We start from the raw sequence: 15,261 nt of genomic DNA, 5'->3' as shown, positions 1-15,261 counted from the left end.
ATTGCATCCCACTAAAGTTCTGCGTATTTCACGATAAATCATCAAATTTTGGAACCTTATGCCACCTAGGAATTTAATTTGGCATAGATAATGTATACATCTGTATAGTAATGATTAGATCAGGTGAGATATTTTGCATGTCCAATTCTTTAGACGGTCTTCAATTTCCAAATCCATCTCAAAAGCAAAAACCCAGCACCTCTAAAGCAGGGCGGGAAATTATTGCAGAAGCCTTAGCCAGTGTAGATCACAGCGCTTCGCAAAAAGCTGCCGCTGAAAAAAACTGGCGCAAGCAGTATCCGCAATATTTTAAAGCGCTGGTGGAACACGGCATTCAAAACAGCCAAAAGCCGCTTGAAATTGCTGAAGCTGGTTTAAATAAAGCGCATCACACTTTTGAATTTTTCCGCAATGGCCAGAAGCATTTGCTGAAAGATGTTATGCAGCTGGAAGCCCAGCCTTTATATACCGTTAAACTCAAGGGTGAAAGTGAAGCAGCGCCCGATTGGTATGTGCCCTACCATGGTCAAAAGCTGCAAGGTGAAGCGCTGCTGGCGCAGATTCAGAAATGGCAGGATGAGGGCATTATTGAACCGAGCCATGCTGATGCTTTACGTGAAGCGGCGTCACATCCTGAATGGTTTGATTTATCTGACCGCACCATGGTCTTATTTGGCGCTGCGTCTGAAGCAGGCCCTTTAACCTGGCTGTCTAGATGGAAAGCCAATATTGTTGCGCTGGATTTGCCCAATAGCCGTGTCTGGAGCAAAATTTTAGACACCGTACAGCAAGGCAATGCCACTCTGTATGCGCCTTCAGCCGAGGCCATTCCGCAAAATACCGAGACAGCCATTTTAAAAGAAAAACTCGGCGCAAATTTATTGACGCAGATTCCTGAAATTGCACAATGGCTGGTGCAAAACGAGCATCAGCTGGATTTGGCCGCCATTGCCTATTTAGACGGTGAAAAGCACGTGCGCGTATCCATGGCGATGGATGCCATCATGCAGTATGTCAGCGCGCAGAAAGCCGACACCAGCCTGATGTATATGTGCACCCCGACTGATGTATATGCCGTGCCTGAAGAAGTGATCCATGCGTCTGCTGATAAATTCACGCAGCGTTCCAAAGCGCAGCAGCTGATCAGCACGGGCATTTCCGCCCTCTCGCGCCAGCACTTTTTCAAGCAGAACCTGCACAGTGTGATTCAGTCTGAGAATGGGCAAAAATATGGCATTGCTGACTGCCTCGTGGTTGAGCAGGGGCCAAACTATGCCCTGGCAAAACGCATTCAGCAATGGCGCGCGACATTGGCGCGTCAAAATGGCCAGCGCGTCAGCATCAATATTGCGCCATCGACCACCACGCATTCAGTCACTAAAAATCCGCTGCTGAAAGCGGCTTTTAATGGCGCTAGCCTGTTTGATGTGGAAGCCTTCAAGCCCGAAACCACCAATGCCATCATGGCGGCTTTGTGGATTCATGACCTGCGCAATCCACAGTCCGCAGCCAACCCGGAAGTGGAATTGCAGCATCCGCTGGAGCTGATGATGAAAGGCGCCAATCATGGCGGCTTATGGCGTGTGGCATATTTAGCGCGCACAGCCCTGCCTTTTGCCGCAGTATACGGCTTTGCTGCGGATAAATTGCCTTTAAATAAAGTCTTGGCAAAACTGAAAAAGTAAGGCTCCGCTGCCCTCTTCTATGTAGGGTTTAAAACATCTGCAGGGATCAGGGCACAGCCTTTGAATAGGCCAAAATTAAAGATAAAACTGCAACAAAATGCCCATTCAATGCAGCTGATATTAAGCGCCGCCTCTCACTATTTCCCATAAAAAAACGCTGCCGATGCAGCGTTTTTTTTATCAGTACTGAAGACCTAAAAGCAGGCTTTAGAATACTTTCAGCAAAATCCAGTACAACGCGCCGGATAAACAAATCGTAGCGGGCAATGTAAAGATCCACGCCGATAAAATCGTACGGACCATTTGCATATTTAAGCCAGACCGATTCGCCACCATGGTGCCGGCAACCGCACTGTTCAATACATGTGTGGTTGATACCGGCATACCTAAACCGTCAGCCGCTGCAATCGTCGACATTGCCACCAATTCAGCAGACATGCCTTGACCGTAAGTCATATGGTTCTTACCAATACGCTCACCCACGGTGACGACAATGCGCTTCCAGCCCACCATGGTACCCAGGCCTAAAGCCAGCGCCACCGCTACTTTTACCCAAGTCGGGATGTACTGCAGGAATGAATCCAAATTGCTGCGGTATTCTTTAACCGTTTTTTTCTGATGCGCATCCATCGCCGGAAGCTGATCCGCTTTATCTAAACGCTTAAATGCCGTTGTGCTCAAGTACATATCATTGCGGATGACAGAAATTTCCGCTTCAGGAATTTCATGCACATCGCCATATTTTGCAACACGTTCGCCCAAATGATCCGTCAAACTTGCCAAAGCCGGAACCACTTGCGCATTCACTTCTTTGGTTTGAATATATTTGGTAATCACTGCACGCGCTTTTTCATCAGGAATATCAGCATGCTGCGGATAAATAACCGCCGCGGTTTGAGCCGAAAGCTGCTCAAATGACTGAATATGCTTGCTGTCTAAATTCTTGTTTAAAGAATACGCCAGCGGCACGCAGCCAATCAGAATCAGCATGATTAAGCCCATGCCTTTTTGACCGTCATTTGAACCATGCGCAAAGCTCACACCTGTGCAGGTAAAAATCAAAATTGCACGGATTAATGGCGGCGGCGGCTTATTGCCTTCAGGCGGATGGAACAGCTCCAGCTGTTTGCGGAAGACTTTTTTCACCAAAAGAAACAGCAGCGCTGCAAATGCAAAGCCAATCAATGGAGAAAACAGCAGCGCCTTACCGACTTTAAGCACCTGCTCCATATCAACGCCGCTGGCGCCTGCACCAGCATGCAGCAGGTAATTCATAATGCCGACACCCAAGATCGAACCGATCAGAGTGTGCGAACTTGATGCTGGAATGCCTAAGAACCAAGTGCCTAAGTTCCACAGAATCGCTGCAATCAGCATGGCAAAAACCATGGCAAAACCGGCGCCTGAACCGACATTCATGATCAGTTCAACAGGAAGCAAAGCGATAATGCCGTAGGCGACCGCCCCGCTGGCCACCATGACACCCAGAAAATTACAAAAACCCGCCCACATCACTGCGACAGGCGCAGACAATGCATTGGTATAAATGACTGTTGCTACAGCATTGGCTGTATCGTGAAAACCATTCACAAACTCAAAACCGAGTGCAATAAATAACGCTGTTCCCAATAAGATCATTGAATAAAGACTTAATGCGGGAACGTGTGCCAAATCAGAAGTTAATTGAAAGCCGATATAAATCAGCGTCGAAATTATTACCGTCAAAAAAACCGGCATAAAAAATTTCGGTGTAGGCACATGAACATTCGTCGACTTAACGGCTGTCGAGGGTTGTGCTGAATCTACGGGAGTTTGATTAGAATTCATGCAAGCAGGAATGGAGGATTTAAGAATCCCCATATTGTTCAGTTTAATTGTGACAATTATATGACAAAGCGCTGTCATATAAAGCAGTTTCTCATACTTTATTGCATCTGATTCCGCACCCAAATACCGCTAAAGAATTTATGTTAATTATTATTTTTCAATAATTTAAAATCAAATACCAACATTAACAGCTTTACAGTTTGAAATATTTCAGCCCTGAAATTATTTTGAAATATTCCTGTCACAATTGCCATTGCCGCTTAACAAAACACTATGATGCGCGATCAATGCTGCAAAATCATGAACTGAGCCATCAGAACAGCAACATGCTTCAGCTGCTCTTCGACTGCCGAAAAAACATCCAATATCTTTTTTTTGACGGCCGCATAAACCATGAATATCAGTAATCATATTGACAATCTGTTAATATATTGCACGTTTTTAAAAACCGTCTGAGAGTTTTGAATGTCGACACTTGCCACCTTAAAAGAGCTTCTCGCCCAACGCATCCTGATTATTGATGGCGCGATGGGAACCATGATCCAGCGCCATAAACTCGAAGAAGCCGACTACCGTGGTGAGCGTTTTGCCGACTGGGCATCTGACCTCAAAGGCAATAACGACCTTTTGGTGCTGACTCAGCCGCAGATTATTCAAGGCATTCATGAAGCGTATTTGGATGCCGGCGCAGACATTATTGAAACCAACTCGTTCAATGGCACAAAAGTTTCCATGTCTGACTATCACATGGAAGATCTTGTCCATGAGATTAACTTTGAAGCGGCCCGCATTGCCAAAGCGGCCTGTGAAAAATACTCGACCCCTGACAAACCGCGTTTTGTGGCAGGTGTGCTTGGGCCAACTTCACGCACCTGCTCAATTTCTCCAAATGTAAACGACCCTGCTTTCCGCAACATTACGTTTGATGAACTGAAAGAAAACTATATTGAAGCTGCGCATGCTTTGATTGAAGGCGGTGCAGATATTCTGCTGATCGAAACCGTATTTGATACGCTGAACTGTAAAGCGGCGATCTTTGCGGTCAAAGAAGTGTTCCATCAAATCGGCCGCGAATTGCCATTGATGATTTCAGGCACCATTACCGATGCTTCTGGCCGTACACTCACCGGTCAAACGGCTGAAGCATTCTGGAATTCTGTGCGCCACGGCGATTTATTGTCGATTGGCTTTAACTGCGCTTTGGGTGCAGATGCCATGCGTCCGCATGTCAAAACCATTTCCGATGTGGCGGATACTTTTGTTTCAGCGCATCCAAATGCTGGCTTGCCGAATGCCTTTGGCGGCTACGATGAAACCCCTGAAGAAACTGCGGCATTTATCAAAGAATTTGCTGAAAGCGGCCTGATTAATATTACCGGCGGCTGCTGCGGTACCACCCCTGACCATATCCGCGCCATTTACAATGCCGTGAAAGACATCAAGCCACGTCAAGTGCCTGAAACCAAACCTGCTTGCCGTTTAAGCGGTTTAGAGCCGTTTAATATTACAGACGACTCTCTGTTTGTGAATGTCGGTGAACGCACCAACGTGACAGGTTCGAAAAAATTCCTGCGTTTAATCCGTGAAGAAAACTTTGCCGAAGCGCTGGATGTTGCCTTGCAGCAAGTGGTTGCAGGCGCACAGATCATCGACATCAACATGGATGAAGGGATGCTGGATTCGCAAGGCGCGATGGTGCATTTCCTCAACCTGGTTGCGTCTGAACCTGAAATTTCCAAAGTGCCGATCATGATTGACTCATCGAAATGGGAGATCATTGAAGCAGGCTTGAAATGCGTACAAGGCAAGCCGGTCGTAAACTCAATTTCCTTAAAAGAAGGTTATGACGAGTTTGTGCAGAAAGCACGTTTGTGCCGCCAGTACGGCGCTGCGATTATCGTCATGGCCTTTGATGAAAATGGTCAGGCGGATACCGCTGCGCGCAAAAAAGAAATCTGTAAGCGTTCTTATGATGTGTTGGTCAATGAAGTGGGCTTCCCTGCGGAAGACATCATTTTTGACCCGAACGTGTTTGCTGTGGCAACAGGGATTGAAGAACACAACAACTATGCGGTTGATTTTATTGAAGCCACAGGCTGGATCAAGCAGAACTTGCCGCATGCCATGATTTCAGGCGGTGTGTCGAACGTGTCGTTCTCGTTCCGCGGTAACGAGCCTGTCCGTGAAGCGATCCACTCTGTGTTCTTGTACCATGCGATTAAGCAAGGCATGACCATGGGGATTGTAAACGCAGGTCAAATGGCGATTTACGATGACATTGATCCTGAATTAAAAGCAGCGGTTGAAGATGTGATCTTGAACCAAAACCAAGGCGAAAGTCAGCATGATGCAACTGAAAAATTGCTTGAAGTGGCTGAAAAATACCGCGGTCAAGGTGCCGCGCAAAAGCAAGTTGAAAACTTGGAGTGGCGTGAGCTTCCTGTTGAAAAGCGTCTTGAGCATGCTTTGGTCAAAGGCATCACCACGTATATTGATGAAGATACCGAAGAAGCGCGTTTAAAATCAGTCCGTCCTTTGGATGTGATCGAAGGCCCGCTGATGGACGGCATGAACGTGGTCGGCGACTTGTTCGGTTCGGGTAAAATGTTCCTGCCGCAAGTGGTGAAATCTGCACGTGTGATGAAGCAAGCTGTGGCTTGGTTGAACCCATTCATTGAAGCTGAAAAAACCGGTGCGCAATCTAAGGGTAAAATCCTGATGGCAACGGTAAAAGGCGACGTACATGACATTGGTAAAAATATCGTCGGCGTAGTTCTGGGCTGTAACGGTTATGACATCGTTGACCTTGGCGTGATGGTGCCTGCGGAGAAAATTCTGCAAACAGCGATTGATGAGAAAGTTGACATTATTGGTCTATCTGGCCTGATCACACCGTCGCTTGACGAAATGGTGTTTGTTGCCAAAGAAATGCAGCGTAAAGGTTTCCATGTGCCGCTGATGATTGGCGGCGCCACCACATCGAAAGCGCATACTGCAGTGAAAATTGACCCGAAATATTCAAATGATGCGGTGATTTACGTTGCGGATGCATCCCGTGCGGTGGGTGTTGCAACTACACTCCTTTCTAAAGAAATGAAGCCGAAGTTTGTTGAAGAAACGCGTGCTGAATATGAAAAGGTGCGTGAGCGAATTGCCAATAAACAGCCGAAAGCGGCCAAGCTGACTTATGCTGAATCTGTTGAAAATGGCCTGAAAATTGACTTTGCAGCCAATAAGCCTGCCAAACCAAACTTTATCGGCACGCAGACCATCACCAATTATCCACTGGAAACGTTGGTGGAATATTTTGACTGGACACCATTCTTTATTTCTTGGAGTTTGGCGGGTAAATTCCCAGCAATCTTAACAGATGAAGTGGTCGGTGAAGCGGCAACTGACTTGTACAATCAAGCGCAAGAGATGCTGAAAGACATCATTGAGAATAAACGCTTCGATGCACGTGCAGTGTTTGGCATCTACCCGGCCAACCGTTCTGCTGCAGATTCTGTAGAGGTGTACGATGAAAATGGCGCTGCGGTGACGCATACCTTCCATCATATCCGTCAGCAGTCAGACAAAGTGACGGGCAAGCCAAACTTGTCTTTAGCGGATTTTGTTGCGACTAAAGATCAAGCTCAAGACTGGCTGGGCGGGTTCACCGTGTCGATCTTTGGCGCGGAAGAAATGGCGCATGAGTTTAAAGCCAAAGGCGATGATTATTCTGCCATTTTGGCGCAATCTTTAGGTGACCGTTTTGCCGAAGCGTTTGCCGAGCATTTGCATGAGCGCATCCGTAAAGAGTTTTGGGGCAACCAAGCGTCTGAGTCTTTAAGCAATGAAGATTTGATTAAAGAGAAGTATGTCGGTATCCGTCCTGCACCAGGCTACCCGGCTTGCCCAGAGCATTCTGAGAAAGCGACTTTGTTTAATTGGTTAGACTCAACAGCTAAAATTGGCACAGAATTAACCACCAGTTTTGCAATGTGGCCGCCTTCAAGTGTCAGCGGTTTCTACTATGCGAACCCTGAAAGCCAATACTTTAACGTGGGTAAAATCGCTCAAGATCAGCTTGAAGATTATGCGAAGCGTAAAGGCTGGACTTTGGATGAAGCGAAGCGTTGGTTAGCGCCGAATTTGGATGATTCAGTTTCTTAATTGAATTCGATCTAAATAAAAAGCCCTCTTAATGAGGGCTTTTTATTGTTTGACAAAATATTTTAAATTCGATAAGTTTAATCATATCTAGACGCTACAGACTTTTAAGAAGCTGAATATTGATGAATATTAATTTAGAGTAAGTCTAATTAATAAGGGTTTGGTAACCGATATCAATTGGGTGTTTTACATACGTAAACACAGTAGCGCCTCCAAAATAAGAACATGGTCTTATTCGGAGTAACCTTACATTCCATGTATCCGTAATTCGACAGCCAAAACGAAATACGGCATATAAAACTTTAAGGAGTTTTTATGCCTGTTCGTCAGACTGCGCTTAAAGAACAAACTTTATCTCAATATAAAAACCATTCTTACGAATTTTTATTACTTTCTTGGCTATTAAGTGATGGCTGGGATGCAAGCATGCCTAGTTTAGACATATATGCTAAAACGGATATCCAAATTTTAGATGGACGCACTCTTTATCGCATTCAAGTTAAAAGCTTAGATTCAGCCAATGACAATATTGTTGTCGAAAATAAATGGGATGATGCTGATATTGATTATGTCATTTATTTTTCTAGAAATGCAGAATGGGGTTACATTGTCCCAGCATTTAAAGAAAAACGTCGAAATTTAAAATCTCAAAATCACATACGTTTTCATCAACACCCCACAAACTTTCTAAAAGCATTTTCTAAATGCTAAATCCCTCCTAACCTCCCTTTAAAAAAGGGAGGAACAACGCAAACCCAGAACCATCATCAAATTCGCGTGAAGTCCCTCTTTTTCAAAGATGAGAAACTACGTTTCGCAAGAGGGAGATTCTTTCAAACAATATGAATAAATCTGCTCCACCACCACATCAATCTCTCCCATCACCTGCCCATTATCAAACCTCAGCACGTTCAACCCCAACTGTGTCAAAGCTTGATCTCTCGCCCGATCAGCCTCCAATCCTTCTACTGTATAATACCGCCCACCATCACATTCAATGACCAAATTTGCAGTGGGACTGTAAAAATCCACAATGAAATTTAACAAGGGTTTCTGCCGATAAAACTGTAAACCTAAAATTTGCTTGTTCCGAAGTTTAGACCACAACAGCTTTTCAGCATCCGTCATGTTATTTCGTTAATCACGAGAAGGTTGTTTCAAATTTTTATTATAAGGCTGCATTACAACTCACTTGGTTTTTATATCTCCTTTTAAGAATCTTGTCATAATAAATATCACTCAAAATAAAATTATTCTAATTGAATCTCCACCACATTCCAGTGATGCATCATCTCCCGCAATACAATAAAGTAAATCAAACTAGAAAGACCATTATCGGCCACTTTAGACACATAGTATTCCCTGCGCTCAACAAAGGTATTAAAAGCACTTTCAAGCTTCACACGGTCAAGCTGCTGCTGATCTGGAAAAAATAATGCTAGAACTCTTTGGAATAATACATCTGAAGTCATCGCAATCTTGGGTTGGGCATACTTCATCTGAGCGGATTCTAAAAGCTCTTCAATCACATAAATCATCGACTCAATCGCAAGCTCATCCAGCAGACCATGGCGCATACTGTTGGACTGTATATAGCTTAAACCTCGGTCCAGCTGAATATGCTGTCCATCCATTTCAAATGAAAGTTGGTCTACGCCCAAAGAGAATTTTAGTACACCATTAAGATCAGCCATCGTATCAATCCTCTAGAGCCAAAGCATGTATACACTCAATGCATTTTTAACGAACGATAATCATCAGGTCAAAATATAATCGCGTCATCTTCGTTTGATAAGATAGCGCGATTAAAACTGAAGGTCAGCAGTATTCAACTAGTTTGCTTGGGTCTTCGGTAAAAAGAAGGTTGCTAAACCAAGTAACGGCAATAACGAACATACGCCAAATACCCATTCAATGCCTTTGACGTCGGCCAAATATCCTAAACCTGCTGCGGCGATGCCACTCACACCAAACATTAAACCAAACATCAAACCTGCAATCATGCCAACTCGTCCCGGAACGGCTTCTTGCGCATAGACCACCATTGCGGCAAAGGCAGAAGACAGCACTAGACCTGTTATGACTGACAATACTGTAGTCCAAAACAGATTGGCAAAAGGCATCATTAAAGCAAACGGTGCCATGCCAACAAAAGACACCCAAATCACTGCTTTACGCCCAATTCGGTCTCCAATCGGCCCACCTGCAAATGTACCCAGAGCCACCGCAGCCAAAAAGGCAAAGAGATGTAACTGCGCACTTTGCAAACTGAGGTGAAACTTGTGCATTAAATAAAAAGTGAAATAGTTACTGATGCTGGCGATGTAAGTAAATTTGGCAAACATCAACACGCAAATGGTCGACAGCGCAATGACGAGTTGACGCCCATGCAGTTTGCTTTGCACTTGATGCGCTTTAGCAGCCAACTGTTTTTTACTGTGGCTGATGCTCCAACGGCTGACACCGAACAGCACCCAAATCGCCAGTAAGGCAAATACAATCAGCCATGCCACAGCATGCTGTCCAAACGGCACAATGATCAGCGCCGCCAATAAAGGCCCAATGGCTGTACCTGTATTGCCTCCCACCTGAAAAGTCGATTGTGCTGTGCCAAAGCGCCCGCCCGAAGCCATTCGCGCCACACGTGAGGCTTCAGGGTGAAAGGTCGAAGACCCCACACCAATCAATGCCGAGGCCATGAGCAGTACGATAAAATTCGGTGAAAATGCCAACAGTAAAATGCCACTAAAAGTCACCACCATACCGAGTGGCAGCAGATAAGGTTTCGGATGTTTGTCGGTATAGAGCCCAATCCAAGGTTGCAATAGCGATGCCGTAATTTGATAGACCAATGAAATCAACCCAACTTGCGCAAAGCTGAGCGAGAAATTGGTTTTCAGCATCGGATAAATGGCTGGTAGAACAGCTTGAATTAAGTCATTCAGTAGATGTGCGACCGCCACTGCCCCCACCACTTTTATGATCATGCCTTGCGGCTGCTCATTGACCGCAGCTTCGCCCATACCCTCTTTCATTTGAATTGAAGACGACATCCCTCGCAAACTCCATGTATTTTTCATCAGGCATTGATTGTAAAATGTCATTCATAAGATTATCTTCCAATAATCATTGTATAAGTGACAATTTTAAACCACACATGCCAAATTCTCTGATTCAAACCGAAATGTCCGAATTGGTGATTGGACTCTCTTCTGAGCATACCTATCGAGAGATTACCCCTGCGCATACCCATTCGCGAGCGCAGTTTCTATATGCTTCGACAGGGATGATTCAAGTGTTCACCCCGAATCATGTCTGGATCGTGCCGCCGATGTGTGCGCTATGGATTCCGACCCATGTCGAGCACAGTGTGATTTCATTGAGTCGAGTTAAACTCAATACGGCATTGGTTCAGGTCGATGCGGCTTCGCTGTTGGGGCAACATTGTTTTATTATTCGGGTCAGCAAGTTATTGCATGAACTGCTCATCCGGCTTAATGCGATTGAACACATTCCCCCCTCTGAACTGATCAGCTCTGATGAACTGTCTCGATCTTTACAGATTTTAATTTTTGATGAAATTCATAAAGCCAATCTGTTGCCAATTCAGATTCCGTGGCCGCAAGATCGACGCTTAATGAATATTTGCCAAGCGCTGTTAAGTGCGCCCGATCAGTTAAAAGATTTAAGCACTTGGGCAGATGAAATTGGCACCAGCTCCAGAACCTTGATGCGCATGTTTCAAAAGGAAACGGGGCTGTCTTATCGGGCATGGGTTCAGCAAATGCATATTGCCCATGCCTTAAGCAAAATTGCCAGCGGTGAATCTGTTGCGCAGATTGCAAGATCTCTCGGCTACAGCAATCCGAGCGCATTTAGCAGCATGTTTAAACGCCATTTGGGACAGACCCCGCAACAGTTTAAATATCAGGATGAATAGAACGGCACCCGCGCCTAAGCACTCAGGCGGTCGACAAATAAAATGCCGTTGAGATGGTCGATTTCATGCTGCACAATGCGTGCAGGAAAACCTTCAAAAGTACTTTCCATTACCTCACCAGTCAAAGTGTGATACAGCACCTTAATGCTTTGCGCACGCTGTACCTGACCACGCTCATTCGGTACGCTTAAACAGCCTTCTTCACCTAAGGTCGTTGCCTGCGAAAACTCTAAAATTTCAGGATTGACCATCACCACGGCGTCCATTTCAGGCGCATCGGGATAGCGTAAATTTGGCCGTGAAGCCACAACAATCACCCGCTTTGAAATATAGACTTGCGGCGCAGCAATGCCCACACCGCTGCGCTCCTGCATGGTCGCATGCATGGCCGAAGCCAGCTGCATGAGCCAGTCGCTATTAAATTCTGCATCTGCGACGCGGGCGGCTTTGAGTCTTAAAATATCTTCACCGCGCTGGGCGACCGGCAATACTGTGCTCATACATGATCTCTTGCGAATGAAAGGCGTAAACTAGACTGTACAGAAAAAAGTCTATGAATATTTTGCATGCTTTAATCATAGCTTAAGCTTGGTAGGATAAAACAGACCGCTTCTGCAAGATTCCTCATTCACTGATAAGTAAACTCCCTATGTTTGACTGGTCCTCGCTGGTGCAGCATTACGGCTATCTTGCTGTTTTAATCGGTTCTTTTTTTGAAGGCGAAACCGTGCTCATGCTTGGCGCGTATGCCGTGCATCAGCACATTTTGTCTTTTTGGCCGCTGGTTGGCATTGCGATGTTTGGCGGCTTTCTCGGGGATCAGTTTTATTATTTTATCGGCTATAGATATGGCTACAATTTTATCCGCAGCCGCCCCAAGCTGAATAAAAAATTTAAACGCGCCAGCCAAATGATTGTCCGCTTTCCAACCCTGTCTATTTTACTGATGCGCTTTTTATGGGGCCTCAGAACGATTATTCCCATGAGTTTCGGCATTCTGCGCTATCCTGCAATGCGCTATTTGGCCGTCAATCTACTGGCCAGCTTTATCTGGGCCTTTGTCGTGATCAGTGTTGGCATGCAAGTCAGCCATTGGCTGCATGTGTTTTGGCATATGCTCCTGCCGCATCAAAAGAAAATCATCATTATCGCCGCCGTCATCAGCTGCATTATTATCGCCCGCATCATCTACGGCAGAGTCGTTAAATTGCAGGATCATTCTGAATAATCGTACAGAGCAATAAACGAGTGCTCTTGTTTAAGGCTGGCTTCATCACGCTTTGGTACACCTTAGATTATTTAGGGGAATTGCAATGAATACAGCAGCGCTATTGCTCAGTGTCGTTTTTAGTTCAATTGGTTTTGGCTATTTTATTTACGGCAAAAAACAGCAGCGGACTATTCCTCTCATCTGCGGTTTGGCGCTGATGATCTACCCTTATTTTATTGACAGCGCCGCAGTCATGACAGCCATCGGCCTTTTGCTGATTCTCGCCCCAAGGTTTATCCGGCTTTAAAGGCCGCCCCATACAAAAAAATTTCCATTTAAATAATATAAATTTTACAGTTTGATAAAAAAAAGTTATTTACGATGCAATAAAGATTGATTATTCAACAATTTCTCAGTTCTTTAAAATTTCACTTTATTAACAGCCAACCGCACATGGTAAATCTGCATGGACGTTCAGCCACGCTTGACCAATGAAGACAAACGCACACTGGGGCTTTCCTCCTTAGGCGGCGCCTTGGAATTCTATGATTTTGTGATTTATGTTTTTTACGCCAAAATCATTTCTGAATTATTTTTCCCCAGCACACTCAGTCCATTTTGGGCCATGCTGAATACCTACGGCATTTTTGCAGCGGGGTATTTTTTCCGCCCGCTAGGCGGTGTGGTCATGGCGCATTTTGGCGACTTGATTGGCCGCAAGCGCTTATTCAGCCTGTCTATTTTACTGATGGCAATGCCGACCTTAATGATTGGGGTGATGCCGACCTTTGAAAGCATTGGCTATGCGGCCCCAATTCTTTTATTACTGATGCGCGTGGTGCAAGGCATTGCCATTGGCGGTGAAATTCCAGCAGCATGGACTTTTGTTTCAGAGCATGTGCCGGAAAAGAAAATCGGCATTGCCAATGGCTTGCTGACTGCTGGGCTGTCTTTAGGCATCCTGCTGGGCGCACTGATGTCGCTATTTATCTCACTTAAATTCAGTGAAACCGAAATTCATGGCTGGGCGTGGCGCATTCCCTTTATCGTTGGCGGCATTTTTGGCTTTGTGGCGCTGTATCTGCGCAGCTACCTAAAAGAAACCCCTGTGTTTAAAGCCATGCAAGCGAAAAAAACGCTGGCGAAAGAGCTGCCGGTAAAACAGGTTTTGGCAGAGCACAAAACTGCCGTGGCCATAGGCATGCTGTTTACCTGGTTCTTAACAGGCTGCGTGGTGGTGCTGATTTTAGCCATGCCGAACCTGCTGACTGGCGTTTTCGGCTTTGAACGCGCGGACGCGTTTAAAATGCAAAGCGCAGCCATTGTCATGCAGATGGCAGGCTGTATAGCTGCAGGCTTATTGGCGGACCGTTTCGGTGCAGGCAGAGTCATGCTGTTCGGCTCATTGTCTGTGGCGGCAATAGCTGGCGTGTTCTATCACAGCCTAGGCAATGTCGCGCCATCGACCGTATTTATGCTGTATATGCTGCTGGGCTTCAGTTCAGGCACTGTTGGCATGGTGTCTTACAGCATGGTGAAAATGTTTCCTGCGCAGATCCGTTTCACAGGCATCTCTTTTTCCTATAACCTGGCCTACGCGATTGCTGGCGGCATGACCTTACCTTTAGTTCAATGGCTCAGCGCCTACAGCAAAATTGGCGCCTTGTACTACATTTGGGCGGTATGCTTGGCGGCACTCTTAACGGCTCTGCTGTACCGGGCGCGTTTTGAAAAGCAGGCGGCCCGCCAAAGCAATGCTGCGGAAACAGAGTTCAGCTAAACACCATCACTGAAATTAAAAAACAAAAAAAGAGCGGCCGATCCGCTCTTTTTTCCGCTTAGGCCTGTATGGCGAAACATACATGTCCACCCAGCTTTCAGCACTCATATGTTCGGAGTTTAAGCCTTTAAATTCTTGCGCAGCTCATCTTCCACAATCTCAATTTCCAGCTGGCTGAAACGGCGGATTTCGCCTTCTGCATGCTTTTCCAGCATCCCGCCAATCAAAGGCACTTTCACTTTCACGGTCCATTCCAACTGAAAGTTAATTTGCGAATCATCGCCAGTGACGCTGCGCTGACAGTTGGCCTCTAAAGGCAAATTCGGATCTAAAGTCACCACCGAAGTCATTTGAGCTAAATTGCTGACATCGGTACGCTTTAAGCGGAATGCATCCTTTAAGAACTTTTTTGCGACATCTGGAAGATTCACTTCTAAATTATACGCGCGCTTTAGCGTATAAATATCGCCGGCTTTTTGCGATTCTAAAATTTCTAAATTTTCACCGGGAATTCGTCTGCACACAGCCTCGTGCAATGAAATATTTTCGGCCAAGCGTTTAAAATCATCCAATGAAACGCCCTGAATTGCAGCATTCACCGTAAATTGATGCGCCATTTTACTTTCCTATTCTTAGTTACTTTATTTGTTTTTATTGCTGATGC

Annotated in this window: 14 protein-coding genes; 7 read left to right on the top strand and 7 right to left on the bottom strand. The window is 45.5% G+C overall.

All coding sequences use genetic code 11. The features are described from left to right. The first annotated feature begins 137 nt into the window (after positions 1-137). Entirely contained in the window at positions 138-1,685 is a 1,548-nt protein-coding gene (locus JZ784_RS07320; RefSeq protein WP_346314393.1) for a hypothetical protein, read from the top strand. Positions 1,686-1,892: 207 nt separating this feature from the next. On the opposite strand, the gene JZ784_RS07315 is transcribed toward JZ784_RS07320, so the two are convergent. Further along, on the bottom strand, positions 1,893-3,512 hold the full coding sequence (locus JZ784_RS07315) for an inorganic phosphate transporter (RefSeq protein WP_026253294.1): 1,620 nt from the start codon (positions 3,510-3,512) through the stop codon (positions 1,893-1,895). Positions 3,513-3,734: 222 nt separating this feature from the next. Continuing rightward, complete coding sequence (locus tag JZ784_RS07310; protein WP_346314392.1) at positions 3,735-3,923, bottom strand: hypothetical protein; 189 nt, start codon at positions 3,921-3,923, stop codon at positions 3,735-3,737. Between the two features lie 54 nt (positions 3,924-3,977). On the opposite strand from JZ784_RS07310, the gene metH reads away from it, so the two are divergent. Continuing rightward, the gene (metH, locus tag JZ784_RS07305; RefSeq protein WP_346314391.1) at positions 3,978-7,667 is read left to right on the top strand and encodes a methionine synthase; all 3,690 of its coding nucleotides are present in this window, start codon (positions 3,978-3,980) and stop codon (positions 7,665-7,667) included. A 315-nt stretch (positions 7,668-7,982) separates the two neighbouring features. Next, positions 7,983-8,378 (top strand): hypothetical protein, encoded by a 396-nt coding sequence (locus tag JZ784_RS07300; RefSeq protein ID WP_346314390.1) that lies wholly within the window; start codon positions 7,983-7,985, stop codon positions 8,376-8,378. A 96-nt stretch (positions 8,379-8,474) separates the two neighbouring features. Here JZ784_RS07300 and JZ784_RS07295 read toward each other — a convergent pair whose 3' ends face one another. The 3 genes from JZ784_RS07295 to JZ784_RS07285 all read right to left on the bottom strand — a co-directional run bounded on the left by JZ784_RS07295 (position 8,475) and on the right by JZ784_RS07285 (position 10,720). Then, positions 8,475-8,795 carry an endonuclease domain-containing protein gene (locus JZ784_RS07295; protein WP_346314389.1) on the bottom strand — a complete coding sequence of 107 codons (321 nt, stop codon included), beginning with the start codon at positions 8,793-8,795 and terminating at the stop codon, positions 8,475-8,477. Between the two features lie 122 nt (positions 8,796-8,917). Then, a complete protein-coding gene (locus JZ784_RS07290; RefSeq protein ID WP_346314388.1) occupies positions 8,918-9,361 on the bottom strand; it encodes a hypothetical protein in 444 nt (147 codons plus the stop codon). 138 nt (positions 9,362-9,499) lie between these two features. Beyond that, positions 9,500-10,720, bottom strand: a complete 1,221-nt coding sequence (locus tag JZ784_RS07285; RefSeq protein ID WP_346314387.1) for an MFS transporter — start codon at positions 10,718-10,720, stop codon at positions 9,500-9,502. A 104-nt stretch (positions 10,721-10,824) separates the two neighbouring features. On the opposite strand from JZ784_RS07285, the gene JZ784_RS07280 reads away from it, so the two are divergent. After that, a complete protein-coding gene (locus tag JZ784_RS07280) occupies positions 10,825-11,607 on the top strand; it encodes a helix-turn-helix transcriptional regulator (protein WP_346314386.1) in 783 nt (260 codons plus the stop codon). Between the two features lie 14 nt (positions 11,608-11,621). Here JZ784_RS07280 and def read toward each other — a convergent pair whose 3' ends face one another. Continuing rightward, entirely contained in the window at positions 11,622-12,107 is a 486-nt protein-coding gene (def, locus tag JZ784_RS07275) for a peptide deformylase (protein WP_346314385.1), read from the bottom strand. A gap of 149 nt (positions 12,108-12,256) precedes the next feature. Between def and JZ784_RS07270 the strand changes: the two genes are divergently transcribed. From JZ784_RS07270 to JZ784_RS07260, 3 genes are all read left to right on the top strand, one after another. Beyond that, positions 12,257-12,835: a DedA family protein gene (locus tag JZ784_RS07270; RefSeq protein WP_005008135.1), complete on the top strand. Its 579-nt coding sequence runs from the start codon at positions 12,257-12,259 to the stop codon at positions 12,833-12,835. Between the two features lie 85 nt (positions 12,836-12,920). Then, positions 12,921-13,124, top strand: a complete 204-nt coding sequence (locus tag JZ784_RS07265; protein WP_346314384.1) for an amino acid transport protein — start codon at positions 12,921-12,923, stop codon at positions 13,122-13,124. Between the two features lie 159 nt (positions 13,125-13,283). Further along, the gene (locus JZ784_RS07260; protein WP_346314383.1) at positions 13,284-14,597 is read left to right on the top strand and encodes an MFS transporter; all 1,314 of its coding nucleotides are present in this window, start codon (positions 13,284-13,286) and stop codon (positions 14,595-14,597) included. 119 nt (positions 14,598-14,716) lie between these two features. On the opposite strand, the gene JZ784_RS07255 is transcribed toward JZ784_RS07260, so the two are convergent. Further along, positions 14,717-15,214, bottom strand: a complete 498-nt coding sequence (locus tag JZ784_RS07255; RefSeq protein ID WP_005008129.1) for a DUF2505 family protein — start codon at positions 15,212-15,214, stop codon at positions 14,717-14,719. Positions 15,215-15,261: the final 47 nt, after the last annotated feature.

Origin of the sequence: Acinetobacter sp. CWB-B33 (assembly GCF_039655955.1) — a bacterium.
Classification (GTDB): Bacteria; Pseudomonadota; Gammaproteobacteria; order Pseudomonadales; family Moraxellaceae; genus Acinetobacter; species Acinetobacter bouvetii.
Note: the sequence above shows the minus strand (reverse complement) of the source record. Positions and strands in the feature narration are given on the sequence as shown.

Excerpts from the sequence above, each read along its gene's own strand:
- JZ784_RS07280 (WP_346314386.1), top strand. The coding sequence starts at position 10,825 with ATGCCAAATTCTCTGATTCAAACCGAAATGTCCGAATTGGTGATTGGA.
- JZ784_RS07255 (WP_005008129.1), bottom strand. The coding sequence starts at position 15,214 with ATGGCGCATCAATTTACGGTGAATGCTGCAATTCAGGGCGTTTCATTG.
- JZ784_RS07265 (WP_346314384.1), top strand. The coding sequence starts at position 12,921 with ATGAATACAGCAGCGCTATTGCTCAGTGTCGTTTTTAGTTCAATTGGT.
- JZ784_RS07320 (WP_346314393.1), top strand. The coding sequence starts at position 138 with ATGTCCAATTCTTTAGACGGTCTTCAATTTCCAAATCCATCTCAAAAG.
- JZ784_RS07260 (WP_346314383.1), top strand. The coding sequence starts at position 13,284 with ATGGACGTTCAGCCACGCTTGACCAATGAAGACAAACGCACACTGGGG.
- JZ784_RS07285 (WP_346314387.1), bottom strand. The coding sequence starts at position 10,720 with ATGTCGTCTTCAATTCAAATGAAAGAGGGTATGGGCGAAGCTGCGGTC.
- def (WP_346314385.1), bottom strand. The coding sequence starts at position 12,107 with ATGAGCACAGTATTGCCGGTCGCCCAGCGCGGTGAAGATATTTTAAGA.
- JZ784_RS07310 (WP_346314392.1), bottom strand. The coding sequence starts at position 3,923 with ATGATTACTGATATTCATGGTTTATGCGGCCGTCAAAAAAAAGATATT.
- JZ784_RS07315 (WP_026253294.1), bottom strand. The coding sequence starts at position 3,512 with ATGAATTCTAATCAAACTCCCGTAGATTCAGCACAACCCTCGACAGCC.
- JZ784_RS07270 (WP_005008135.1), top strand. The coding sequence starts at position 12,257 with ATGTTTGACTGGTCCTCGCTGGTGCAGCATTACGGCTATCTTGCTGTT.
- JZ784_RS07295 (WP_346314389.1), bottom strand. The coding sequence starts at position 8,795 with ATGACGGATGCTGAAAAGCTGTTGTGGTCTAAACTTCGGAACAAGCAA.
- JZ784_RS07290 (WP_346314388.1), bottom strand. The coding sequence starts at position 9,361 with ATGGCTGATCTTAATGGTGTACTAAAATTCTCTTTGGGCGTAGACCAA.
- metH (WP_346314391.1), top strand. The coding sequence starts at position 3,978 with ATGTCGACACTTGCCACCTTAAAAGAGCTTCTCGCCCAACGCATCCTG.
- JZ784_RS07300 (WP_346314390.1), top strand. The coding sequence starts at position 7,983 with ATGCCTGTTCGTCAGACTGCGCTTAAAGAACAAACTTTATCTCAATAT.